This window comes from Microbacterium meiriae (assembly GCF_040702565.1).
GTDB lineage: Bacteria > Actinomycetota > Actinomycetes > Actinomycetales > Microbacteriaceae > Microbacterium > Microbacterium meiriae.
In genome coordinates this window covers 215,759-237,554 of the sequence record NZ_JBFBLJ010000001.1, presented here as the reverse complement: position 1 = coordinate 237,554, position 21,796 = coordinate 215,759, and the positions used below count along the sequence as shown (strand labels likewise).

Annotated in this window: 21 protein-coding genes; 17 read left to right on the top strand and 4 right to left on the bottom strand. The window is 71.0% G+C overall.

The window, feature by feature from the left end:
* The first annotated feature begins 43 nt into the window (after nucleotides 1–43).
* From AB0310_RS01150 to AB0310_RS01115, 8 genes are all read left to right on the top strand, one after another.
* On the top strand, nucleotides 44–463 hold the full coding sequence (locus tag AB0310_RS01150; RefSeq protein WP_187663501.1) for a pilus assembly protein CpaE: 420 nt from the start codon (nucleotides 44–46) through the stop codon (nucleotides 461–463).
* Nucleotides 464–547: 84 nt separating this feature from the next.
* Nucleotides 548–1,537 (top strand): 1,2-phenylacetyl-CoA epoxidase subunit PaaA, encoded by a 990-nt coding sequence (gene paaA / locus AB0310_RS01145; protein ID WP_396654799.1) that lies wholly within the window; start codon nucleotides 548–550, stop codon nucleotides 1,535–1,537.
* Nucleotides 1,537–1,866 (top strand): 1,2-phenylacetyl-CoA epoxidase subunit PaaB, encoded by a 330-nt coding sequence (gene paaB / locus AB0310_RS01140; protein ID WP_025103829.1) that lies wholly within the window; start codon nucleotides 1,537–1,539, stop codon nucleotides 1,864–1,866. The genes paaA and paaB overlap by 1 nt, the downstream gene beginning before the upstream one ends.
* A complete protein-coding gene (gene paaC / locus AB0310_RS01135; RefSeq protein ID WP_187663499.1) occupies nucleotides 1,863–2,771 on the top strand; it encodes a 1,2-phenylacetyl-CoA epoxidase subunit PaaC in 909 nt (302 codons plus the stop codon). Before paaB ends, paaC begins: the two co-directional genes overlap by 4 nt.
* Complete coding sequence (gene paaD / locus AB0310_RS01130) at nucleotides 2,765–3,268, top strand: 1,2-phenylacetyl-CoA epoxidase subunit PaaD (protein ID WP_187663498.1); 504 nt, start codon at nucleotides 2,765–2,767, stop codon at nucleotides 3,266–3,268. The genes paaC and paaD overlap by 7 nt, the downstream gene beginning before the upstream one ends.
* Nucleotides 3,268–4,431, top strand: coding sequence for a 1,2-phenylacetyl-CoA epoxidase subunit PaaE (gene paaE, locus AB0310_RS01125; RefSeq protein ID WP_366236404.1), 1,164 nt, complete (start codon nucleotides 3,268–3,270; stop codon nucleotides 4,429–4,431). Before paaD ends, paaE begins: the two co-directional genes overlap by 1 nt.
* A 12-nt stretch (nucleotides 4,432–4,443) precedes the next feature.
* On the top strand, nucleotides 4,444–5,214 hold the full coding sequence (locus AB0310_RS01120) for an enoyl-CoA hydratase/isomerase family protein (RefSeq protein ID WP_366236403.1): 771 nt from the start codon (nucleotides 4,444–4,446) through the stop codon (nucleotides 5,212–5,214).
* Nucleotides 5,215–5,281: 67 nt separating this feature from the next.
* Nucleotides 5,282–6,820: an ATP-dependent DNA ligase gene (locus AB0310_RS01115; protein WP_366236402.1), complete on the top strand. Its 1,539-nt coding sequence runs from the start codon at nucleotides 5,282–5,284 to the stop codon at nucleotides 6,818–6,820.
* Here the strand turns inward: AB0310_RS01115 and AB0310_RS01110 are convergent, their stop codons facing one another.
* Nucleotides 6,821–7,330, bottom strand: a complete 510-nt coding sequence (locus AB0310_RS01110) for a phosphoribosyltransferase (protein ID WP_187663494.1) — start codon at nucleotides 7,328–7,330, stop codon at nucleotides 6,821–6,823.
* A 160-nt stretch (nucleotides 7,331–7,490) separates the two neighbouring features.
* Between AB0310_RS01110 and AB0310_RS01105 the strand changes: the two genes are divergently transcribed.
* Both AB0310_RS01105 and AB0310_RS01100 read left to right on the top strand, forming a co-directional pair.
* Nucleotides 7,491–9,218 carry a thiamine pyrophosphate-binding protein gene (locus AB0310_RS01105; RefSeq protein ID WP_366236401.1) on the top strand — a complete coding sequence of 576 codons (1,728 nt, stop codon included), beginning with the start codon at nucleotides 7,491–7,493 and terminating at the stop codon, nucleotides 9,216–9,218.
* 26 nt (nucleotides 9,219–9,244) lie between these two features.
* Nucleotides 9,245–10,093: a PhzF family protein gene (locus AB0310_RS01100; protein WP_366236400.1), complete on the top strand. Its 849-nt coding sequence runs from the start codon at nucleotides 9,245–9,247 to the stop codon at nucleotides 10,091–10,093.
* 508 nt (nucleotides 10,094–10,601) lie between these two features.
* Here AB0310_RS01100 and AB0310_RS01095 read toward each other — a convergent pair.
* Together AB0310_RS01095 and AB0310_RS01090 are read right to left on the bottom strand one after the other, a co-directional pair.
* Nucleotides 10,602–10,982, bottom strand: a complete 381-nt coding sequence (locus AB0310_RS01095) for a VOC family protein (protein WP_187663491.1) — start codon at nucleotides 10,980–10,982, stop codon at nucleotides 10,602–10,604.
* 91 nt (nucleotides 10,983–11,073) lie between these two features.
* Nucleotides 11,074–12,936 (bottom strand): FAD-dependent monooxygenase, encoded by a 1,863-nt coding sequence (locus tag AB0310_RS01090; RefSeq protein WP_259952188.1) that lies wholly within the window; start codon nucleotides 12,934–12,936, stop codon nucleotides 11,074–11,076.
* 128 nt (nucleotides 12,937–13,064) lie between these two features.
* Between AB0310_RS01090 and AB0310_RS01085 the strand changes: the two genes are divergently transcribed.
* On the top strand, nucleotides 13,065–13,772 hold the full coding sequence (locus AB0310_RS01085; protein ID WP_187663489.1) for an IclR family transcriptional regulator: 708 nt from the start codon (nucleotides 13,065–13,067) through the stop codon (nucleotides 13,770–13,772).
* Between the two features lie 57 nt (nucleotides 13,773–13,829).
* On the opposite strand, the gene AB0310_RS01080 is transcribed toward AB0310_RS01085, so the two are convergent.
* Nucleotides 13,830–15,209 (bottom strand): MFS transporter, encoded by a 1,380-nt coding sequence (locus AB0310_RS01080; protein ID WP_187663488.1) that lies wholly within the window; start codon nucleotides 15,207–15,209, stop codon nucleotides 13,830–13,832.
* Nucleotides 15,210–15,352: 143 nt separating this feature from the next.
* Between AB0310_RS01080 and AB0310_RS01075 the strand changes: the two genes are divergently transcribed.
* The 6 genes from AB0310_RS01075 to AB0310_RS01050 are packed head-to-tail and all read left to right on the top strand — an operon-like array spanning nucleotide 15,353 to nucleotide 21,783.
* Nucleotides 15,353–16,825 (top strand): fumarylacetoacetate hydrolase family protein, encoded by a 1,473-nt coding sequence (locus AB0310_RS01075; RefSeq protein WP_366236399.1) that lies wholly within the window; start codon nucleotides 15,353–15,355, stop codon nucleotides 16,823–16,825.
* Nucleotides 16,822–17,508, top strand: a complete 687-nt coding sequence (locus tag AB0310_RS01070; RefSeq protein ID WP_025103811.1) for a GntR family transcriptional regulator — start codon at nucleotides 16,822–16,824, stop codon at nucleotides 17,506–17,508. The genes AB0310_RS01075 and AB0310_RS01070 overlap by 4 nt, the downstream gene beginning before the upstream one ends.
* The gene (gene hpaE / locus AB0310_RS01065) at nucleotides 17,505–19,004 is read left to right on the top strand and encodes a 5-carboxymethyl-2-hydroxymuconate semialdehyde dehydrogenase (protein WP_366236398.1); all 1,500 of its coding nucleotides are present in this window, start codon (nucleotides 17,505–17,507) and stop codon (nucleotides 19,002–19,004) included. The genes AB0310_RS01070 and hpaE overlap by 4 nt, the downstream gene beginning before the upstream one ends.
* A gap of 29 nt (nucleotides 19,005–19,033) precedes the next feature.
* Nucleotides 19,034–20,200 (top strand): 3,4-dihydroxyphenylacetate 2,3-dioxygenase, encoded by a 1,167-nt coding sequence (gene hpaD / locus AB0310_RS01060; protein WP_366236397.1) that lies wholly within the window; start codon nucleotides 19,034–19,036, stop codon nucleotides 20,198–20,200.
* A gap of 9 nt (nucleotides 20,201–20,209) precedes the next feature.
* Nucleotides 20,210–20,995 carry a fumarylacetoacetate hydrolase family protein gene (locus tag AB0310_RS01055; RefSeq protein ID WP_259951969.1) on the top strand — a complete coding sequence of 262 codons (786 nt, stop codon included), beginning with the start codon at nucleotides 20,210–20,212 and terminating at the stop codon, nucleotides 20,993–20,995.
* Nucleotides 20,980–21,783, top strand: a complete 804-nt coding sequence (locus tag AB0310_RS01050; RefSeq protein WP_366236396.1) for an HpcH/HpaI aldolase family protein — start codon at nucleotides 20,980–20,982, stop codon at nucleotides 21,781–21,783. Before AB0310_RS01055 ends, AB0310_RS01050 begins: the two co-directional genes overlap by 16 nt.
* Nucleotides 21,784–21,796 lie beyond the last annotated feature (13 nt).

Sequence of the window (21,796 nt, the reverse complement as noted above, 5' to 3'; positions counted from 1 at the left end):
CACGCTCGGTGGACGACCGGCGCGGAACCCGTAGCGTGGAGGAATGATCACCCGCGAACTCGCCGTCGCGCTCCGCGATGCCGGCCTGACCTGGAAGCCCGCGGAGGGTGACCGGTTCCAGCTCGACCTCCCGGACGAGGTGGAGCTGGAGGCGGAGGCCGACGTCTTCACGGTCAGCGCGATGACCATCGAGGCGCGGCAGACGCCGGCCGGCACGGATCTCGCCTTCAACGGCACGACGGAGTGGGCGCTCGACGCCGTGACCCTCGCCGATGCGGTGTGGCTGCCGCGCGAGGACCAGCTGCGGGACCTGCTCCGCGGGACGTTCCGTGCCCTCATCCGCCTCCCCGACACGTTCCGCGTCGAGATCGAGCTCGCCGGGACTCCCCTGCTGTTCGAGCACCCGGACCCGGCGGAGGCCTACGGCCGCGCCCTGCTGGCGCTGATCTCGCGCTCCCGCTGACACGTCCTGTTGAATCGGGCCGTCGCGTGTGTCAGAATTACCTAACGATCGGTCAGTAAAGAAGGACCGGACCCCGAGGAGTCGATGATGACCAGTCCCGCAGACCTGTCCCTCGTGGACGGCGAGACCTCCGACGAGGAACGCCTGTTCGACGAGCTGATCGCGAACGAGCAGCGCATCGAGCCCCGCGACTGGATGCCCGAGGCCTATCGCAAGACCCTCATCCGGCAGATCTCCCAGCACGCCCATTCCGAGATCATCGGCATGCAGCCCGAGGGCAACTGGATCACGCGCGCCCCGAGCCTCAAGCGCAAGGCGATCCTCATGGCGAAGGTGCAGGACGAGGCCGGTCACGGGCTCTACCTCTACTCCGCCGCGCAGACCCTCGGCATCACCCGTGACGAGATGATGGACCAGCTCATCTCCGGAAAGGCGAAGTACTCGTCGATCTTCAACTACCCCACCCCGACCTGGGCCGACATGGGCGCGATCGGCTGGCTCGTCGACGGCGCCGCGATCTGCAACCAGGTGCCGCTGTGCCGCGCCTCCTACGGCCCCTACGGCCGCGCGATGGTGCGCATCTGCAAGGAGGAGTCGTTCCACCAGCGCCAGGGGTTCGAGATCCTGCTCTCGCTCATGCGGGGTACGGACGAGCAACGGCAGATGGCGCAGGACGCGGTCGACCGCTGGTACTGGCCGAGCCTGGCGATGTTCGGGCCGCCCGACGACCAGTCCCCCAACTCCGCCCAGTCGATGGCGTGGAAGATCAAGCGCTTCTCGAACGACGAGCTGCGTCAGCGGTTCGTGAGCATGCTCGTGCCCCAGGCCGAGATCCTCGGCGTCACCCTCCCCGATCCCGACCTGCGGTTCGACGAGGAGACCGGTCGCTACGAGATGGGTGAGATCGACTGGGACGAGTTCTTCCAGGTGCTGCGCGGCAACGGCCCGTGCAACGCCGAGCGTCTGGAGCGCCGCCGCACGGCGCACGACGAGGGCGCGTGGGTGCGGGAGGCCGCCGCGGAGTACGCCCGCAAGCAGCGTTCCCGCCTGACCCCTGAAGGGGCGGTGGCGTGATGGCGACCCCCGGGGCCGACCCTTCGACGAGCTCAGGGACCCAGGGACGGGAGGTCTGGCCGCTGTGGGAGATCTTCGTGCGGGCGAACCGCGGGCTGAGCCACGTGCACGTCGGCTCGCTGCACGCGCCCGATGCTGACATGGCCATCCGCAACGCCCGCGACCTCTACACCCGCCGGGGCGAGGGCGTGTCGATCTGGGCGGTCCCCGCCGAGGCGATCACCACGAGCGACCCCGACGCCAAGGGCGCGTACTTCGAGAGTCCCGCGGGTAAGAACTACCGGCATGCGGTGTACTACACCGCGTCCGAGGGGGTGCCGCACCTGTGACCCTTCGACACGCTCAGGGACCCAGCTCTGCTCAGGGACCCCGCTCCGCTCAGGACCCCAGCTCCGCTCAGCAAGCCGGCGACGTCCACGGGGATGCGCACGGGGACGTCTCCGTCGACGAGTTGCGGCTCAGCGAGGAGCTCGCGGGCGCCGGCACGACCGCGGCGAGCGCCGACATCGCCGAGTACGCCCTGTGGCTCGGCGACGACGCCCTCATCCTGTCGCAGCAACTCGGCGCCTGGATCTCCCGGGCCCCCGAGCTGGAGGAGGACGTCGCGCTCGGGAACATCGCGCTCGACCTGCTCGGCCACGCCCGCTCCTTCCTGCACTTCGCGGGGACGTGGGACGGCCGTTCCGAGGACGACCTCGCCTACTTCCGCGACGAGCCGGAGTTCCGCAGCGCCTGGATCATGGAGCAGCCGAACGGCGACTTCGCGCAGACCATCGCCCGCCAGCTCGTCGCGTCCGTCTACCTCGTCGAGCTGTACGCCGCGCTCCGTGCGAGCTCCGAGCCCACCTTCGCCGCGATCGCGGAGAAGGCGCTGAAGGAGGTCGACTACCACCGCGACCACGCCGTGCAGTGGGTGCTGCGCCTGGCGGGCGGGACGGAGGAGTCGCGGCGCCGCATGATCCGTGCCCTCGCGGATGTGTGGCCGTACGTCGACGAGCTGTTCCGCGATGAACCGCTGATCGACCGGCTGGGCGACGCCGCCGTGCGACCGTCGACGCTCCGCGCGCCGTTCGACGCGGTCATCGCCACCGTGTTCGCCGAGGCCGAGCTCGCGGTGCCGCCGGTGGCGGCGTCGTCCGCGGGCGGCCGGAACGGCGCCCACGCGACCCCCTTCGGTCACCTCCTCGCCGAGATGCAGGTGCTGGCGCGACGGCATCCGGGGGCGTCATGGTGACCCGGACCACCGCCGATGTCGAGGCTCAGGCCTGGCGGATCGCCGCCGCCGTGCCGGACCCGGAGGTGCCGGTGCTCACGATCGAGGACCTCGGCGTGCTGCGGGCGGTCGAGCTCCGCGGCGAGCGCGTGGTCGTCGACATCACGCCGACCTACAGCGGGTGCCCGGCCATGGACACGATCCGCGACGACGTCGTGCTCGCGCTCACGGCGGCAGGATTCGGCGACGTCGAGGTGCGGCTCGTGCTCTCCCCCGCGTGGACGACGGATTGGATGAGCGACGCCGGGAAGCAGAAGCTCCGCGCGTACGGGATCGCGCCGCCCAGCGGCCGCGCGGCGATGCCCGCCGGTCCGATCCGGCTCGCCCTCAGCGTGCGCTGCCCCCGGTGCGGCTCGCTCGACACCCGGGAGGTCTCCCGCTTCGGGTCGACCTCGTGCAAGGCACTGTACGAGTGCCGGGCCTGCCTGGAACCCTTCGATCACTTCAAGGTGCACTGATGTCGCTGTTCTCCCCGGCCCCGGCGACGACGCCGTCGGCCGCTCCCGCCACTCCGAACCGCACACGGAGCCGTGCCCGGTTCCACACGCTCGAGGTCGAGGACGTCCGGCCGCTCACCGAGGACTCCGTCGAGGTGACCTTCACGGTGCCCGCGGAGCTCGCCGACGACTACGACCATCTCCCCGGGCAATACGTGGCGCTGCGCACGACGCTGGACGGCGTGGAGGTGCGGCGTTCGTACTCGCTGTGCCGGGCGCCCGAGCATCGCACCGACGGGGCACCCACCCGCCTGAGCGTCGCCGTGAAGCGCGACGAGGGCGGGACGTTCTCCACCTGGGCCCAGACCGGCCTGCACCCGGGCTTCCGCATCGACGTCATGAGCCCCCAGGGCACCTTCACCTCCGGCCTCGACGATCTGGACGAGAAGCACGTCGTCGGGATCGCGGCCGGCTCCGGGATCACGCCGCTGATGGCCCTCGCGCACACCGTGCTCTCCCGCTCGCAGACCTCGCGGTTCACGCTCCTGTACACGAACCGCTCGACGCTGGACGTGATGTTCCTGGAGGACCTCGCCGACCTCAAGGACCGCTACCCGACACGGCTCACGCTGCACCACGTGCTGTCCCGCGAGCAGCGGACCGCGCCGGTGCTGTCCGGCCGCATCGACGAGCCCAAGCTGCGGACGATCCTCGACGCGCTGATCGATCCGGCCGACGTGGACGAGTGGTTCCTGTGCGGACCGCTCGCACTCGTCGACCTGTGCCGGGAGGTGCTGGCCGACGTGGGCGTGCCCCGCGAGCACGTGCGCTTCGAGCTGTTCACGACCGGCGACGAGCCGGTGCGGGCCGCCCGGCCGGTCACGGTGCGCTCGGGCGAGAAGACCGTGCGGATCGAGGTGAACCTCGACGGCGTCTCGTCGACGGTGGAAAGCCCCGTCGCAGCGCGCGAGTCGGTGCTGAACGCCGCACTGCGGGTGCGGCCGGACGCCCCGTTCGCGTGCGCGGGTGGCGTCTGCGGCACCTGTCGGGCGCGCGTGCTGGAGGGCAGCGTCACGATGACCGAGAACTATGCCCTGGAGCCCGACGAGCTGGAGCGCGGCTACGTGCTCACCTGCCAGTCCCACCCGACCAGCGACCGCGTGGTCGTGGACTACGACGTCTGACCCGGAGACCCCATGATCGATCTCGCCATCGCCGACGACGTCGCCACCGTGGTGCTCGACGCCCCCGCGAAGCTCAACGCCCTGGACGAGGCCGCCCTCGCGGAGCTCGACGCCGCGTACCGGGAGGCCGAGGCCGCCGGGGTGCGGGCGCTGCTGCTCCGTGGTGAAGGGCGGGCGTTCTGCGCCGGGCGGGACATCTCCGCCGTCGATCCGCGCGACGACGATGTGCTCGACTACCTCGGCGGGCGGGTGACACCGCTGCTGCAGCGCATGTCCCGCTTCCCGGCGCCGACCTTCGCCGTCGCCCACGGCGCCTGCCTCGGCGTGGGACTCGGGCTGCTCATCGCGACGGACGTCGTGTACGTCGCGGAATCCGCGAAGATCGGCTCCCCGTTCGCGGCGCTCGGCGCGACCCTCGACTCCGGCGGGCACGCGCTGTTCCTCGACCGGCTCGGCCCGCACAAGACGCTCGACCTCATCTACACCGGCCGGCTCATGAGCGGCGCCGAGGCGGTACGCTCCGGCCTCTTCTCGCAGGTCTTCCCCGACGACGAGGTGCTCGCGGCCGCGACGGCCGCCGCGGCGAAGACCGCGCGTGGCGCCACGGCCGCCTTCCGGGCGAGCAAGGAGCTCGTCTCTCGCATTCGCGACGAACGGCTCACCCTGTGGGAATCCATCGACGTCGAGAACGCGGCCCAGGCCGCCCTGTGCGACACCGAGGACTACCGGCAGGGCTTCGCCGCGTTCCAGGAGAAGCGGACGCCGGAGTTCCGCGGACGCTGACGCCACGCCCCGGTGGTCGCTGTCAACCGTCTCGTGCGGTGTCCGACCCCGGTGGGAGGATGCCCGCATGCTGCTCTCGGAGCTCGTCACCACCACCGACCAGGTCGCCGCGACCTCGTCCCGCCTGGCCAAGATCGAGGCGATAGCGGCGCTGCTCCGCCGGGCCGACGCCGACGACATCGCGCCTCTCGTGGGGCTGCTCCTGGCCGCGCCCCGCCAGGGTCGCCTCGGCGTGGGGTGGCGGGGGCTGACGGCCCTCGCCATCGAGCACACCACGACGCCGACGCTGACCATCGCGGAGGTCGACCACGCCTTCGACACCCTCGCGCACACCTCGGGCTCCGGTTCGGCGGGCGTGCGCAGCGAGCTGCTGCACGACCTCGCCGCCCGAGCCACCGCTCCCGAATGGGACTTCCTGACCAGGGCGATGCTCGGGGAGCTCCGCACCGGAGCGCTGAGCGGCGTGCTCCTCGACGCGATCGCCCGCGCCGCCGAGGCCCCGCCTGCCACGGTGCGACGAGCCGCCATGCTCTCCGGCGACCTCGGCGAGACGGCGCTGCTCGCGCTCACCGGCGCCGAGGGCGCACTCGACGAGGTCGGGCTCCGGGTGGGTCGCCCCGTGCTCCCGATGCTCGCGGCCACGGCGCCGACGCCCACGGCCGCTCTGGAGATCACCGGGCGCGCCTCGGTCGAGTACAAGCTCGACGGCGCGCGCATCCAGGTGCACCGCCGCGGCGACGAGGTCGGCATCTACACGCGGAGCCTCGCCGACGTCACCCACCGGCTGCCCGAGATCGTCGAGGTCGTCCGCGGTCTTCCCGCGCAGGAGGTCATCCTCGACGGCGAGACGCTGGCGCTCGACGAGGACGGCGGTCCCCGGCCGTTCCAGGAGACGATGTCGCGGTTCGGTGCGGATGCCGCGCGGGAACTCGCCCTGCGCCCCTGGTTCTTCGACGTCCTGCACGTGGACGGCCGTGATCTGCTCGACGAGCCGCTGTCGGTGCGTCAGGAGGTCCTGGCCGCGGTCGCCGGTGAGTGGCGCATGCCCGGCATCGTCACCGACAGTGCGGAGGAAGCCGAGCGTCTGTCCCGGGAAGCGCTGGCGGCCGGCCACGAGGGTGTGCTCGTGAAAGCCGTGGATGCGCCGTACGCCGCCGGTCGACGCGGCAAGTCCTGGGTGAAGGTGAAACCCGTCCTCACGTTCGACCTCGTCGTGCTCGGCGCCGAGTGGGGGTCGGGGCGCCGGCGTGGATGGCTGTCGAACCTGCACCTCGGCGCGCGGGACCCGGACGGCGACTTCGGCGACCCGGGCGGTTTCGTGATGGTCGGCAAGACGTTCAAGGGCCTCACCGACGCGCTGCTGCAGTGGCAGACCGACGAGTTCCCGGCGCACGAGACCCATCGCTCCGCGTCGACGGTGTTCCTCCGGCCGGAGCTCGTGGTCGAGATCGCGATCGACGGCGTGCAGCGGTCCCCGCGCTACCCCGGCGGCCTCGCCCTCCGGTTCGCCCGGGTCAAGGGCTACCGTCCGGACAAGACCGCTGCGGAGGCCGACACGATCCAGACGCTCCTCGCCCTGCGGCGGGGCGCGACGGACGACGCCTGATCAGGCCGTGGGCGGGAGGCCTTCGTCCTCCTGACGCACGGTGCCGCGGAACGACCAGGGGAAGTCGATCCAGAGGTCGGTGTCCTTCCACGCGAAGTCCGGCTGGATGATCGTCGAGGGCTTCGTGTAGATCGTGACGGACCGCACGTCGGCGCCCTTCTCCTGCAGCAGCTGCACCGCGAGCGCCAGCGTGCGACCGGAGTCGGCGACATCGTCCACGAGCAGCACGCGGCGGCCGTCGAGATAGGCCATGTCGAGCTCCGGCGGCAGCACCTCCGGGGCGTCCAGCACGGTGCCGATGCCGGTGTAGAACTCGACGTTGATCGCGCCGCAGTTCTTCACGCCGAGCCCGTACGCGATGGCCCCGGCCGGGAGCAGGCCGCCGCGTGCGATCGCCACCACGACCTCCGGCTCGAAGCCCGTCGCCGAGATGTTCCGCGCCAGATCGCGCGTCGCCACGCCGAAGCCGTCCCAGGTGAGCGTCTCGCGCTCGATCGATGCATCCGTCATCGGTCCATTCTCGCGCATCCGCTCCGCCCGAGCCGCCGCTAGACTGAGCAGGTCCGGCCCCGCCGGTGCCTGAAAAAGAGGCACGAAGCACCTCGCATCGCCGCGAGGGCGAGACACATACGGATCCCCCTTCTCCGTCCCTGTCTCGAAAGGCTTCTCCATGCCCTCCGTCTCCGCGCACGTCGCCCTCACCCTCGCCCAGCACGTCGATGCCGTCTTCGGCGTGATGGGCAACGGCAACGCCTACTTCCTCGACGCCCTCGAGACGCAGACCGACGCCACGTTCACCGCCGTCCGCCACGAGCAGGGCGCGGTCGTCGCCGCCGACGCCCACTTCCGCGCCTCCGGCCGCATCGCCGCGGGCACCTCCACCTACGGCGCCGGCTTCACGAACACGATCACGGCGCTGGCCGAGGCCGTGCAGGCGCACGTGCCGCTCGTCCTCGTGGTGGGCGACGAGCCGACCTCGGGGCCGCGGCCGTGGGACGTGGACCAGATCGCGCTAGCCTCGGCGGTGGGCGCCCGCACCTACACCGTCGGGCGGACCGATGCCGCCGCGACCACCGTCATCGCCGTCGAGCACGCCCTCACCTATCGCGTGCCCGTGGTGCTCGCGATCCCCTACGACGTCGCCGCCCTCGAGGCGGGCGCGGTGCCGGCGGCCCCGGCTCCTCGACTCCCCACGCCGCTCGCACCGCGCGGGGACTTCGCCGAGAGCATGCTGGATGAGATCGCCGCCGCCCTGCGCGATGCCGAGCGTCCGTTCCTCCTCGCCGGCCGGGGCGCCTGGCTGGCCGGCGCCGGCGAGGCTCTGGGCGCCCTCGCCGCGCAGACCGGGGCACTGACCGCCTCCTCCGCCCTCGGCCGCGGTATCTTCCCGGACACCCGGTACGACCTCGGGGTCACCGGCGGCTTCGGCGCCGAGGGGGCGATGGAGCTCGTGCGGACCGCCGATGTCTCCGTGGTCTTCGGCGCCAGCCTGAATCAGTTCACGATGCGCTTCGGCGACCTCTTCGCCCCGGGCACCCGGGTGTTCCAGATCGACACCGCTCCGGCCGCCACGCATGCCCATGTCGGCGGCTTCGTGCGCGCCGATGCCCGTCTCGCCGCCGAGGCCCTCGTCACCCGCCTCTCCTCCGGGCACGACTTCGGAGATGCCGCAGGACTCGCCGGGGCCACCCCCGACTCCGGCGGCGAGTCGGGCACCGGCTCCGCAGTTGTGTCCGCCCGACCCTGGCGGGAGACGGTCGATGTCGCCGCGGCCCGCGCGTACGAGCCCGGGGACGACCTCGCACCCGACGGACGCCTCGACCCGCGTTCCGCCGCGCGCCGGATCGCCGAGCTCCTCCCCGAGGACCGCGTCGTGGTGTCGGACGGCGGACACTTCATCGGCTGGGCGAACATGTACTGGCCGGTCGCCGCACCGGACCGGATGATGATGATCGGCACCGCGTTCCAGTCGATCGGACAGGGCTGGCCCAGCGTGGTGGGCGCGGCCCTCGCCCGTCGTGACGCGACCATCGTGCTCACCTCGGGCGACGGCGGCGGGCTCATGGCGATTGCCGACCTCGAATCGGCCGTGCGGGCGGCGGGCGGACGCGGCATGGCCGTTGTCTGGAACGACGCGGCGTACGGTGCCGAGGTCAACCTCTACGGACTTAAGGGCCTGGCCGAGGGACCGATGCGCATTCCCGAGGTCGACTTCGCCGCGTTCGGAGCCGCGGTCGGCGCGGAGGGTGTCGTCGTGCGGACGCTCGATGACCTGGAGCGTCTGGCCACCTGGGCCGAGGAGGACCCGGCGACCCGGCGCTTCCTCGTCCTCGACCTCCGGATCTCCGGCGACGTGATCGCGCCGTACCAGCAGGAGATCATCCGCGTGAACTCCTGACCCGCGCGGGCCGATAGGCTCCCGGGATGACGGATGCTCCCGAGGTCCTGCGCTACAGCGCCTTCGCCGCGACCCCGGACGGCGGCAACCCGGCCGGGGTCGTGCTCGCCGCGGACGGGCTCGATGAGGCGGACATGCAGCGGATCGCGGCCGAGGTCGGCTACTCGGAGACCGCGTTCGTGCAGGATACCGCGGCGGACGGCTCCCGCTTCCGGGTGCGGTACTGGTCGCCTGCCGCGGAGGTGCCGTTCTGCGGTCATGCGACGGTCGCGACGGCGGTCGCCCTCGCGGAACGGCAGGGTCCCGGGGCGGTCGTGTTCGAGACCGCGGCCGGAGACGTGTCGATGGAGTCCTTCGCGGACGCGGACGGCCGGGTCACGGTGTCGTTCACGAGCGTCGAGCCGGAGGTGCGCGACCTCGACCCCGTCGTGCGTGACCGCCTCCTCGCGCTGCTGGGGATGGAGCCGGTCGATGTCGACCCGCGCTTCCCGGTCCGCGAGGCGTTCGCGGGCAACTGGCATCCGATCGTCTTCGTTGCCGACCGGGAGCTCTTCCACCAGTTCCGTTTCTCCCCCGCCGAGGTCGCCACTCTCATGCGCGCGCGGGGCTGGCACGGCACGGTGACGGTGCTGCACGCCGAGGATCCTGCCGAGATCCAGGCCCGCAACCTCTTCCCCGTGGGGCGCATCACGGAGGATCCGGCGACAGGGTCCGCGGCCGCTTCGGTCGGCGCCTACCTCCGCGCCCAGGGCTATCCGGGCGACACCGTCCGCATCCATCAGGGGGCCCACGTCGGTCGCCCGAGCGAACTCCGCGTCGCGATACCGGCCTCCGGCGGCCTCGTCGTCTCGGGCGGAGCCACCCGCCTCCCCTGACCCCGGCCGCGGACTCCTCGGACTCGAGAGACCGAGCACGAGGCACGCGCGGTCACCCGCACGACGCGGTTCCGTCTGCGCGACCACAGCCCTCGCCCGGCCGTGCATCCGTCCCCGGATCGTGCATTCGTCACAGCACCCGGTACCTCGCTCCTACGGCACGGTCTCACCGGCACGACCCGGCTCCGTCTGCACGAACCGGCTCCGTCTGCACGGCCGAAACCCTCCCCGGGTCGTGCACCCGTCATCCGACTCGAGCCCCGCCTCCCCGGGCATCGGAACGTCTGCACGAGCCGGTTCCGCCTGCACGACCAACCTCAGCCCCTGGTCGTGCACCCGCCCCGCCATCGTGCATCCGGAACCCGAACCGAACCTCGGAACCCGAATCGGACCCGGAACCCCGAACCAGACCCCGGAACCGGAACCGGAACCAGACCCCGGAACCCGAACCAGACCCCGGAACCCGAACCCGGAACCCGAACCGGAGCCCGAACCAGTCCCCGAATCGTCACCCCTGGGCGCTGTAGTCCGGGAGCTCCTGCAGGGTCCAGGTGTTGCCATCGGGGTCGTCGAAGCGCACGAAGCGCCCCCAGTCCTGCTCGTCCACGCCCTCCGCCTCCACGCCGAGGCCGCGCAGGTGCGCGAGAGCCTCGTCGGCGTCGGGGACGACCACCTGGATGGTGTTCTGCTGCCCCGGCTCCAAGCCGGTGGTCAGCCCCGTGCCGAAGGCGATCGAGCAGGCCGATCCCGGCGGCGTCATCTGCACGAAGCGCAGCCCCTCGTACGGCACATGGTCGTGGTCGGCGTTGAAACCGATCTTCACGTAGAAGTCCTTCGCCCGGTCGACATCGCTGACCGGGACGAAGATGAGTTCGATCTTCCAGTCCATCACGCACTCCTCCTGCCGGGCTCCGTCACCCGTCGGCCCTCACAGTACGCGGGGCCTCCGACACCCGCCAGGGCCGGACGTGCGCCGAGGGTCAGCGCGCCGGCAGCAGCGCCCCGTCCAGGAACTTCGCCAGCTCGTCCACGCCGTCCAGCGGGAGGATCGCGGCGACGTACTGGTCCGGACGCACGACGATCACGACGCCGTCGCGGGACAGCTCCCGCGCCTCGAAGATGTCCGTCTCGCACCACTTGCTCGGGCCCGCGGCGTAGACCTTCTCCCAGTCGGTGAGTCCGAGCGGGCCGGTCTTCGGCTGGAAGAGCTCGGGCGTCGTCGTGACCTCGACCTCCTCGAAGGGCTGCTGGTACACGGCCTTCACGTCGAACACGGCGTCGGCGTCAGCGTCAGCCGGGGTGAACCGCGCGAACACCGGCGCCGCCTCCTCCGCCCACGCGGCGAGCGCCTCCCCGGTCCGGTCGCCGAAGGCGTAGACCCGCCAGCGGCCGTCGGCCTTCGCATGGTGCCCGAGGTGGACGACGTTGCCGTCCCCGACCCGCACGACCTCCGCCGACTTGAAGCGCTTGCCCAGCGGGTAGCCGACCGCGAGCTCCTGATGGGCGTCGGTGCCGGTGATCATGGAGGACGTGTACTGGGTCATGAAACCGGAGGGGAACTCGGCCGTCGCGAGGTAGTACGTGGCCAGCTCGTTCGGGTCGGAGATCTCCTCCGGCTTGCGGGCCATGAGGCTGGACCACTCGCGGTCGAAGTCGATGAGCTGCTGCGCGACGGGACGACGCTCGGCGCCGTACGTGGCGAGCAGCGCCTCGGGGGCACGGCCGCTCAGCACGGAACCGAGCTTCCAGCCGAGATTGAAGCCATCCTGCATCGACACGTTCATGCCCTGGCCGGCCTTGGCGCTGTGCGTGTGGCAGGCGTCGCCGGTGAGGAAGACCCGCGGGCTGCGATCGACGCCGGGGTCGACGTCGTCGAAGCCGTCCGTCACACGGTGGCCCACTTCGTAGACGCTGTGCCAGGCCACCTGCTTCACATCGAGCGTGTAGGGGTGGAGGATCGCGTTGGCGCGCCGGATGATCTCCTCGATGGGCGTCTGGCGCACGCGGTGGTCGTCGTCCGCGGCGACCTCGCCGAGATCGATGTACATGCGGCTGAGGTAGCCGCCCTCCCGCGGGATGTGCAGGATGTTGCCGGCCTTGGAGTTGATCGCGCACTTGGTGCGCCAGTCCGGGAAGTCGGTGTTGACGAGCACGTCCATGACGCCCCAGGCGTGTGCGGCGCTCGCACCCACGTGTGTGCGGCCGATCGCCTGCCGCACGCCGCTCCGGGCGCCGTCGCAGCCCACCACGTACTTCGCCCGGACCACGCGCTCCTCTGCGTCACCGACGTGCCGAACGTGCACCTCGACCGGGTACTCGCCCTCCTCGTGCACGGTGAGCCCGAGGAACTCCACGCCGTAGTCCGGCACGATCCGGCCGGGACCGTCGGCCGCCGCCTCGGCGAAGTAGTCGAGCACGCGCGCCTGGTTGACGATGAGGTGCGGGAACTCGCAGATGTCATAGGCGTAGTCGGCGGTGCGGGTGGTCCGCACGATCTGATCGGGGTGCTCCGGGTCGGGGCCCCAGAAGTTCATCCAGCCGATGTTGTAGGCCTCGGCGATGATGCGTTCGGCGAAGCCGAAGGCCTGGAAGGTCTCCACGCTGCGGGGCTGGATGCCGTCGGCCTGCCCGAGGACGAGGCGGCCCTCGCGCTTCTCGATGATGCGGGTGGTGATGTCGGGGTACTGCGACATCTGTGCCGCGAGCAGCATGCCCGCGGGCCCGGAGCCGACGATGAGGACGTCGACCTCGTCGGGCAGGGCGGCGGGGCGGTCGATCCCGGTGCCGGCGGCGTCCTGCACGCGCGGGTCTCCGGACACATAGCCGTGATGGTGGAACTGCATCGTCGTCGATTCCTTCCGGACGTCTTCGTCGGGTGTTGCGTCCAGGAACACGGTGTTCTATATTCGAACACAGTGTTCTACTATTGAACACAGCCTAGACCGGTGCCTCGCGCATCGCAAGGAGAGCCATGCCCGAGCGCCCCGCCGCCCCCGCGTCGCAGACGCTGAGTCGCGGCATCCGCATCCTCGAGGTGCTCGCCGACGCCCGCGGCGCGCTGACCATCGACGTCATCGCGGGGCGCCTCGACGTGCACCGGTCCATCGCGTACCGTCTCCTGCGCACGCTCGAGGATCACGGCCTCGTGACCCGCGATGCGAGCGGCGCCGTGAGCCTCGGCGCCCGCATGGCCGCTCTCGCCGCCGGCGTCGCCCACGACCTCCAGGCAGAGGCGTTGCCGGAGCTGACCGCCATCGCGAACGAGCTCGGCATGACCTGCTTCCTCGCCGTCCTCGATGGCGCCGAGTGCATCACCCTCGCCAGCGTCGAACCGCGGCACGCCGTCGCGAGCGTCGCCCAGCGCCCCGGCGCGCGGCACTCCGTCACGGTCGGCGCTCCCGGGAAGGCGATCCTCGCGCAGCTCGACCCGGCGGAGGTGCCCGTCGGCATCTCCCCCGCCCTGCGCGCCGACATCGACACCGCCGCCGCACGCGGCTATGCCACGAGCCACGACGAGGTCATCCCCACGGTGCAGTCCGTCGCCGTCCCGCTGCGTCTGCGCGGCCAGCGTCCTGCCGCGATCGCGGTCGTGCACGTGGCCACCGACCTGGACGACGGGGAGATCGCCGCGCGACTCCAGCGTTCCGCCGACCTCATCCGCGAAGCCCTCGAGGGCTGAGCCGGAACGCACGAGAGCGCACGCCCCCTCAGGGACGTGCGCTCTCGGATCGCCGGGTCAGACCTTCGCGAGCCCGCGGATCGGGCTGACGGACTGCTCCTCCTCGTGGTCCGGACCGAGCGGGATGCCCGACCGGTCGCGCAGCAGGAGCGTGGCGACGAGACCGAGGAGCGTCATGCCCGCGAGGTACCAGGTGACCGCCTCGGTGGAGCCGGTCTGATCGACGATGAACGTCGCGATGGTGGGCGCGAAGGCGCCACCGGCGATCGCGCCGATCGCGTAGGAGATGGAGACACCGGAGAACCGGATGCTCGCGGGGAACAGCTCGGTGTACAGCGCCGCCTGCGGCCCGTAGGTGAAGCCGAGGCCGATCGTGAGGATCGCGAGGCCCGCGAACAGCAGCCCCACCTCGCCGGTGTTGACGAGCGGGAACAGCGTGAACACGCCGACGAGCTGGAGCACCCAGCCGATGAGGTAGGTCGTGCGACGGCCGATGCGATCCGACACCCAGCCGGCCAGCAGCGTGGTCAGCAGCCAGGTCACGGCCGATCCGGTGACGGCCCACAGCACCGGCCCGCGCTCGAGCCCGATGGGTCCGTCGGGGTTCGTGGCGTAGCCCTGGATGTAGCCGCCGGTGGTCATGTAGCCCACGGCGTTGTTCCCGGCGAAGACGAGGGCTGCGATGATGACGAGCAGCAGGTGCTTGCGGAAGAGCTGCACGATCGGCATCTTCGCCTTCTCCTTGCGCTCGGCGAGCTCGGCGAACACCGGGCTCTCCTCCACGCGACGGCGGACGTAGTAGCCCACGAGGATCAGCACGACGCTGAGCAGGAACGGCACGCGCCAGCCCCAGGCGAGGAACTGGTCTCCCGGAGCGATCGCGGTCATCAGCGCCATGACGCCCGACGCCAGCAGCAGGCCGAGCGGCACGCCGATCTGCGGGGAGGCGCCGAAGATGCCGCGCTTCTTGCGAGGGGCGTGCTCGACGGCCATCAGCACCGCGCCGCCCCACTCCCCGCCGGCCGAGATGCCCTGCACGATGCGCAGCAGCACGAGGAGGATCGGCGCCATCACGCCGATGGTCTCGTAGGTGGGGAGCAGACCGATCAGGGCGGTCGCGGCGCCCATGAGGATCAGCGTCCACATCAGCACCGCCTTGCGGCCGAGCTTGTCGCCGTAGTGGCCCGCGAGGAACGCGCCGAGGGGCCGGAAGAGGAAGCTCACACCGACCGTGGCGAAGCCGACGAGAGCGCTGTTGGCGCCGAGCGGCGCGAAGAAGAGCTGTCCGAAGACGAGCCCGACCGCCGTGGCGTAGATGAAGAAGTCGTACCACTCGACGGTGGTCCCGACGACGGTGGCGAAGACGACACGACGCCGGTCGGCCGCCGTCGCGATGGTTCCGGTGGGTGTGAACCCATCCTGTGACTGCCCGCTCATGGGGTGTCTCCTTTGTGCTTGTGACCGCGTTGTCACGGCGCGCGCGGACGTGAATCCGATCTGCTTGCCGAGGGGTGAGACGATGATATATGATTTCGGATACGACGCACAACGCGTCCTGACGAGCGCGAGGAGGCGCATCCGTGACGGACACCATCGCCCGACCTGGGAAGATCATCGCGATCCACCTGAGCTACGCCTCGCGGGCCGACCAGCGCGGTCGACGCCCCGCCCATCCCTCCTACTTCTTCAAGCCGGCCAGCTCGGTCGGCGTCTCCGGCGGCACCGTCGAGCGCCCCGCCGGCACCGAACTGCTCGCGTTCGAGGGGGAGATCGCGCTGATCATCGGCGCCCCGGCCCGCCGGGTCGCCCTCGCCGACGCCTGGGATCACGTGCAGTGGGTGACCGCCTCGAACGACCTCGGCCTCTACGATCTGCGCGCGAACGACAAGGGCTCCAACGTCCGCTCCAAGGGCGGCGACGGGTACACCCCGCTCGGTCCGGAGCTGATCGACGCCCGCACGGTCGACCCGGCGGCCCTCCGCGTGCGCGCCTGGGTGAACGGCGAGCTCCGTCAGGACGACACCACCGCGGGCCTCATCTTCCCGCTGGCCCAGCTCGTCGCCGACCTCTCCCAGCACTTCACGCTGGAGACCGGCGACGTGATCCTCACCGGCACTCCCGCAGGATCCTCGGTCATCGTCCCCGGCGACGTGGTCGAGATCGAGGTCGACGCCCCGGACGCCCCCGGCGCTCCCACGTCCGGCCGCCTGATCACGACGGTCACGCAGGGCGATGTCCCCTTCGACGGCGACCTCGGTTCACTCCCCGCCGTCGACGACCTCCAGCGCACCGAGGCCTGGGGCTCCCGCGAGGCCGCGGGCCTGCCCGCCGAGGACACCGCGCCCACGCTCACCCCCGAGCTCCGCGCCCAGCTTCTCGAAGCCCCCACTGCCGGCCTCTCGGCACAGCTGCGCAAGCGCGGACACCACTCCTGCTTCATCGACGGCGTCTCTGCGAACCTCCCGGACACGAAGATCGTCGGCACCGCGAAGACCCTGCGCTTCGTGCCGTTCCGCGAGGATCTCTTCCGGAGCCACGGCGGCGGGTACAACGCCCAGAAGCGCGCGTTCGACGCCGTGGCCGAGGGCGAGATCATCGTCATCGAGGCCCGCGGCGACGCGACCACCGGCACGCTCGGCGACATCCTCGCCCTGCGCGCGCAGACCCGCGGTGCGGCGGGCGTGGTGACCGACGGCGGCGTCCGCGACTTCCAGGCCGTCGCCGAGATCGGACTGCCGGTCTTCTCCCAGGGCGCGCACCCGTCCGTACTCGGCCGCAAGCACGTGCCGTGGGACGTCGACGTGACGATCTCGTGCGGCGGTGCCACCGTGCAGCCCGGCGACATCATCGTCGGCGACAGCGACGGTGTGATCGTGATCCCGCCGGCTCTCGCCGCCGAGGTCGCCGCCGACGCCGTGGCCCAGGAGATCGAGGACGCCTGGATCGCCGAGCAGGTCGCCGCCGGACACCCGGTCGACGGCCTGTTCCCGATGAACGCCGAATGGCGCGCCCGCTACGAGCAGGCAACCGGCACCGGAGCGGAGCGGAAGTGAGCACGGTCGAGAGCGCCAGCAAGTCGGAGCAGGCGTACGCCTGGATCCGCGCGCGCATCTCGGCGCACACCTACGGTCCCGGCTACCGTCTGGTCCTCGGGCCGATCGCCGAGGAGCTGGGCATGAGCGTGGTCCCGGTGCGCGAGGCGATCCGCCGCCTGGAGGCCGAGGGGCTCGTGACCTTCGAGCGCAACGTCGGTGCCCGGGTGACCCTCGTGGACGAGGGCGAGTACGCGCACACCATGCAGACGCTCGGACTCGTCGAAGGGGCGGCGACCGCGCTGTCCGCTCCCCTGCTCGACGCGGACGCGCTCGCGCAGGCCGCGGAGGTCAACGAGCGCATGAGCCGCCTGCTCGACCACTTCGACCCGCACACGTTCACCGAGCTCAACCGGCAGTTCCACTCCGTGCTGTTCGAGCCCTGCCCCAACCCGCACCTGCTCGACCTCGTGCACCGCGGCTGGGCCCGGCTGTCCGGCATCCGCGACTCGACCTTCGCCTACGTGCCCGGCCGCGCCCACCACTCGGTCGACGAGCACACCCAGATCCTCGAGCTCATCCGCGACGGCGCCGAGCCGCTGGAGATCGAGCTCGCCGCCCGCAACCACCGGTGGCGCACGAGGGACGCGTTCCTCGACGCCCTGCACACCCGTTCCGTCCCCGCCGAAGGAGAAGCATCATGACCGACTCCCGTATCCCCGCCGACCTGCCCGACCACATCCAGCACTACATCGACGGCGCCTTCGTCGACTCGATCGACGGCGACACGTTCGACGTGCTCGACCCGGTGACGAACCAGACCTACACGACGGCAGCCGCCGGCAAGAAGGCCGACATCGAGCGGGCCGTCGCCGCCGCCAAGCGCGCCTTCGACGATGGTCCATGGCCCCGGATGCTCCCCCGCGAGCGCTCGCGCGTGCTGCACCGGATCGCCGACATCGTGGAGTCGCGCGACGCCCGCCTCGCGGAGCTGGAGTCCTACGACTCCGGCCTGCCGATCACGCAGGCCCTGGGCCAGGCCCGCCGCGCCGCCGAGAACTTCCGCTTCTTCGCCGACCTGATCGTCGCGCAGGCCGACGACGCCTTCAAGGTGCCCGGCAAGCAGATGAACTACGTCAACCGCAAGCCGATCGGTGTCGCGGGACTCATCACCCCCTGGAACACGCCGTTCATGCTGGAGTCGTGGAAGCTCGGGCCCGCGCTCGCGACCGGCAACACGGTCGTCCTCAAGCCGGCCGAGTTCACGCCCCTCTCCGCCTCGCTGTGGGCGGGCATCTTCGAGGAGGCGGGGCTCCCGCAGGGCGTCTTCAACCTCGTCAACGGCCTCGGTGAAGACGCCGGCGACGCCCTGGTGAAGCACCCCGACGTGCCGCTCATCTCCTTCACCGGCGAGAGCCGCACGGGACAGATCATCTTCGGCAACGCCGCCCCGTTCCTCAAGGGCCTGTCGATGGAGCTCGGCGGCAAGTCGCCCGCCGTGGTCTTCGCGGACGCCGACCTGGAGGCCGCCGTCGACGCCACGATCTTCGGCGTCTTCTCCCTCAACGGCGAGCGCTGCACCGCCGGGTCCCGCATCATCGTGGAGCGCTCGATCTACGACGAGTTCGTGGAGCGCTATGCCGCGCAGGCGCAGCGCGTCAAGGTCGGCTACCCGCACGACCCCGAGACCGAGGTCGGCGCGCTCGTGCACCCCGAGCACTACGACAAGGTGATGTCCTACGTCGAGATCGGCAAGACCGAGGGCCGCCTCGTCGCCGGCGGCGGTCGCCCCGAGGGCTTCGAGGAGGGGAACTTCGTCGCCCCGACGGTGTTCGCCGACGTGGCCCCCGACGCCCGCATCTTCCAGGAGGAGATCTTCGGCCCGGTCGTCGCGATCACCCCGTTCGACTCCGACGAGGAGGCGCTGGCGCTCGCGAACAACACGAAGTACGGCCTCGCGGCCTACATCTGGACGAACGACCTCAAGCGCGCCCACACGTTCGCGCAGTCCGTCGAGGCCGGGATGGTGTGGCTGAACAGCAACAACGTCCGCGACCTGCGCACGCCCTTCGGCGGCGTGAAGGCGTCGGGTCTCGGCCACGAGGGCGGCTACCGCTCCATCGACTTCTACACCGACCAGCAGAGCGTGCACATCACGCTCGCCTCGACCCCGCACAACCCGACGTTCGGCAAGAACTGACGCCCCCGGACACAAGCAAGGACGCTGACATGACCGACAAGGCCGCCAAGACCCTCACCTCCTCCGGCTACTACGTGAGCCAGGAGGCACCGATCCAGAGCGACAACCCCGTCGCGACGCCGAAGAGCACCCCGCCGGACATCCTGCGGTGCGCGTACATGGAGCTCGTCGTGACCGACCTGGCCGCCTCGCGCCAGTTCTACGTCGACATCCTGGGCCTGTACGTGACCGAGGAGGACGACGAGGCGATCTACCTGCGCTCGACCGAGGAGTTCATCCACCACAACCTCGTGCTGCGTCAGGGGCCGATCGCCGCGGTCGCCGCGTTCTCGTACCGGGTGCGCGCCGCGGAGGACCTCGACCGTGCCGTGGAGTTCTACACGGAGCTCGGCTGCGACGTCCGTCGGCAGGAGAACGGCTTCGTGAAGGGCATCGGCGACTCGGTGCGCGTCGTCGACCCGCTCGGCTTCCCGTACGAGTTCTTCTACGCCACCGAGCACGTGGAGCGCCTGTCCTGGCGGTACGACCTGCACACCCCCGGCGAGCTCGTGCGCCTCGACCATTTCAACCAGGTCACCCCTGACGTGCCGCGCGCGGTGCGCCACTACCAGGACCTCGGTTTCCGTGTGACCGAGGACATCCAGGACGACGAGGGCACCGTGTACGCCGCGTGGATGCGCCGCAAGCCCACCGTGCACGACACCGCGGCGACGGGCGGCGACGGTCCGCGCATGCACCACGTCGCCTTCGCCACGCACGAGAAGCACAACATCCTCGCGATCTGCGACAAGCTCGGGGCGCTGCGCCGCTCCGACGCCATCGAGCGCGGCCCCGGCCGGCACGGCGTCTCCAACGCGTTCTACCTCTATCTGCGCGACCCCGATGGCCACCGCGTGGAGATCTACACGCAGGACTACTACACCGGTGACCCCGACAACCCTGTCGTCACCTGGGACGTGCACGACAACCAGCGCCGTGACTGGTGGGGTACCCCCGTCGTCCCCTCCTGGTACACCGACGCCTCGCTCGTGCTCGACCTCGACGGCAACCCGCAGCCGGTGATCGCCCGCACGGACTCCAGCGAGATGGCCGTGACGATCGGCGCCGACGGCTTCTCCTACACCCGCGCGGACGAGGGCGAGACCTCGATGCCCGAGTACAAGCAGGGCGAGTACAAGCTCGGCCACCAGCTTTAGGGGTCACGGATGCTGTCTGAGGAGACGATCGCGCAGATCGCGGCGGAGCTCGCCGAGGCCGACCGCACCCACGGGGTGATCCCGCGCATCACCGCGCGATACCCCGAGGCGACCGTGGAGGACTCGTACGCCATCCAGGGCGTGTGGCGGGACTCGCAGGTCGCGGCCGGACGTCGGCTCGTGGGCCGCAAGATCGGTCTGACGTCGAAGGCCATGCAGCAGGCGACGGGGATCACCGAACCCGACTACGGCGTCATGTTCGACGACACCGTATACGAGTCAGGCGCGGAGATCCCCACCGATCACTTCTCCAACGTCCGCATCGAGGTCGAGCTCGCCTTCGTGCTCAAGGAGCCCCTGGAGGGCCCCGACTGCACGCTGGACGACGCCCTCGCCGCGATCGACTACGCCGTGCCGGCCCTCGAGGTGCTGAACTCGCACATCGAGCTCGAGGGCCGCACAATCGTCGACACCATCAGCGACAACGCCGCCTACGGGGCGATGGTGCTGGGGACGGTGCGCAAGCGCCCGGACGAGATCGACCTGCGGTGGGTCCCCGGCGTGCTCTCCCGCAACGGGGAGATCGAGGAGACCGGTGTCGCCGCAGGTGTGCTCGGCCACCCCGCCACCGGAGTCGCCTGGCTCGCGAACAAGTTCCATCAGCACGGCGCGCGTCTGGAGGCGGGCGAGATCATCCTGGCAGGATCGTTCACACGCCCGATGTGGGTGTCGCGCGGCGACGAGGTGCTGTGCGACTACGGACCGATGGGGACCATCACATGCCGCTTCGTCTAGATCCGTCCTTCCGTGAGCAGCTCGCCGCGTCCGACCGCCCCTTCGTCGGCATGTGGGTGTGCTCCGGCAGCCCGCTGCTCGCCGAGGTCGCCGCGGGGTCCGGGCTGGACTGGCTGCTCATCGACATGGAGCACTCGGCGAACACGCTCGAGTCCGTGCTGACCCAGCTCCAGGCGGTCGCGGCCTATCCGGTCACCCCGCTCGTCCGGGTGCCCTTCAACGATGCGGTCGCGATCAAGCAGGTGCTCGACCTCGGCGCGCAGAACCTCATCGTGCCGATGGTGTCGTCCGCCGACGAGGCCAGGGCCGCCGTGGCCGCGACGCGGTATCCCCCCGAGGGCGTCCGCGGGGTCGGCAGCGCCCTGGCCCGCAGCGCTCGCTGGAACCGCGTCGACCGGTACCTGCAGGAGTCCGCGCAGCACGTGTCGCTGACGGTGCAGATCGAGACGGCCGCGGGGGTCGAGGCCGCCGCCGACATCGCCGCGGTGGACGGAGTGGACGCGGTGTTCGTCGGCCCCTCCGACCTGTCCGCGTCGATGGGCCTGCTCGGACAGCAGACGCATCCGGACGTGGTCGCCGCCGTCGAGTCGGTGTTCGCCGCGGTCCGCGCCGCAGGGAAGCCGATGGGCGTGAACGCCTTCGACCCCTCCGCCGCCGACGCGTATCTCGCGGCGGGCGCGGACTTCGTGGCCGTCGGCGCCGACGTCGCCCTCCTCGCCCGTGCCTCCGAGGCCCTCGCCGCCCGCTTCCTCCCCCGCTCCGACGCCCCCGGCCGCCCCAGCTACTGACTTCGAGTCGCGC

Excerpts from the sequence above, each read along its gene's own strand:
- AB0310_RS01150 (WP_187663501.1), top strand. The coding sequence starts at position 44 with ATGATCACCCGCGAACTCGCCGTCGCGCTCCGCGATGCCGGCCTGACC.
- paaA (WP_396654799.1), top strand. The coding sequence starts at position 548 with ATGATGACCAGTCCCGCAGACCTGTCCCTCGTGGACGGCGAGACCTCC.
- paaB (WP_025103829.1), top strand. The coding sequence starts at position 1,537 with ATGGCGACCCCCGGGGCCGACCCTTCGACGAGCTCAGGGACCCAGGGA.
- paaD (WP_187663498.1), top strand. The coding sequence starts at position 2,765 with ATGGTGACCCGGACCACCGCCGATGTCGAGGCTCAGGCCTGGCGGATC.
- paaE (WP_366236404.1), top strand. The coding sequence starts at position 3,268 with ATGTCGCTGTTCTCCCCGGCCCCGGCGACGACGCCGTCGGCCGCTCCC.
- AB0310_RS01120 (WP_366236403.1), top strand. The coding sequence starts at position 4,444 with ATGATCGATCTCGCCATCGCCGACGACGTCGCCACCGTGGTGCTCGAC.
- AB0310_RS01115 (WP_366236402.1), top strand. The coding sequence starts at position 5,282 with ATGCTGCTCTCGGAGCTCGTCACCACCACCGACCAGGTCGCCGCGACC.
- AB0310_RS01110 (WP_187663494.1), bottom strand. The coding sequence starts at position 7,330 with ATGACGGATGCATCGATCGAGCGCGAGACGCTCACCTGGGACGGCTTC.
- AB0310_RS01105 (WP_366236401.1), top strand. The coding sequence starts at position 7,491 with ATGCCCTCCGTCTCCGCGCACGTCGCCCTCACCCTCGCCCAGCACGTC.
- AB0310_RS01100 (WP_366236400.1), top strand. The coding sequence starts at position 9,245 with ATGACGGATGCTCCCGAGGTCCTGCGCTACAGCGCCTTCGCCGCGACC.
- AB0310_RS01095 (WP_187663491.1), bottom strand. The coding sequence starts at position 10,982 with ATGGACTGGAAGATCGAACTCATCTTCGTCCCGGTCAGCGATGTCGAC.
- AB0310_RS01090 (WP_259952188.1), bottom strand. The coding sequence starts at position 12,936 with ATGCAGTTCCACCATCACGGCTATGTGTCCGGAGACCCGCGCGTGCAG.
- AB0310_RS01085 (WP_187663489.1), top strand. The coding sequence starts at position 13,065 with ATGCCCGAGCGCCCCGCCGCCCCCGCGTCGCAGACGCTGAGTCGCGGC.
- AB0310_RS01080 (WP_187663488.1), bottom strand. The coding sequence starts at position 15,209 with ATGAGCGGGCAGTCACAGGATGGGTTCACACCCACCGGAACCATCGCG.
- hpaE (WP_366236398.1), top strand. The coding sequence starts at position 17,505 with ATGACCGACTCCCGTATCCCCGCCGACCTGCCCGACCACATCCAGCAC.
- hpaD (WP_366236397.1), top strand. The coding sequence starts at position 19,034 with ATGACCGACAAGGCCGCCAAGACCCTCACCTCCTCCGGCTACTACGTG.
- AB0310_RS01055 (WP_259951969.1), top strand. The coding sequence starts at position 20,210 with ATGCTGTCTGAGGAGACGATCGCGCAGATCGCGGCGGAGCTCGCCGAG.
- AB0310_RS01050 (WP_366236396.1), top strand. The coding sequence starts at position 20,980 with ATGCCGCTTCGTCTAGATCCGTCCTTCCGTGAGCAGCTCGCCGCGTCC.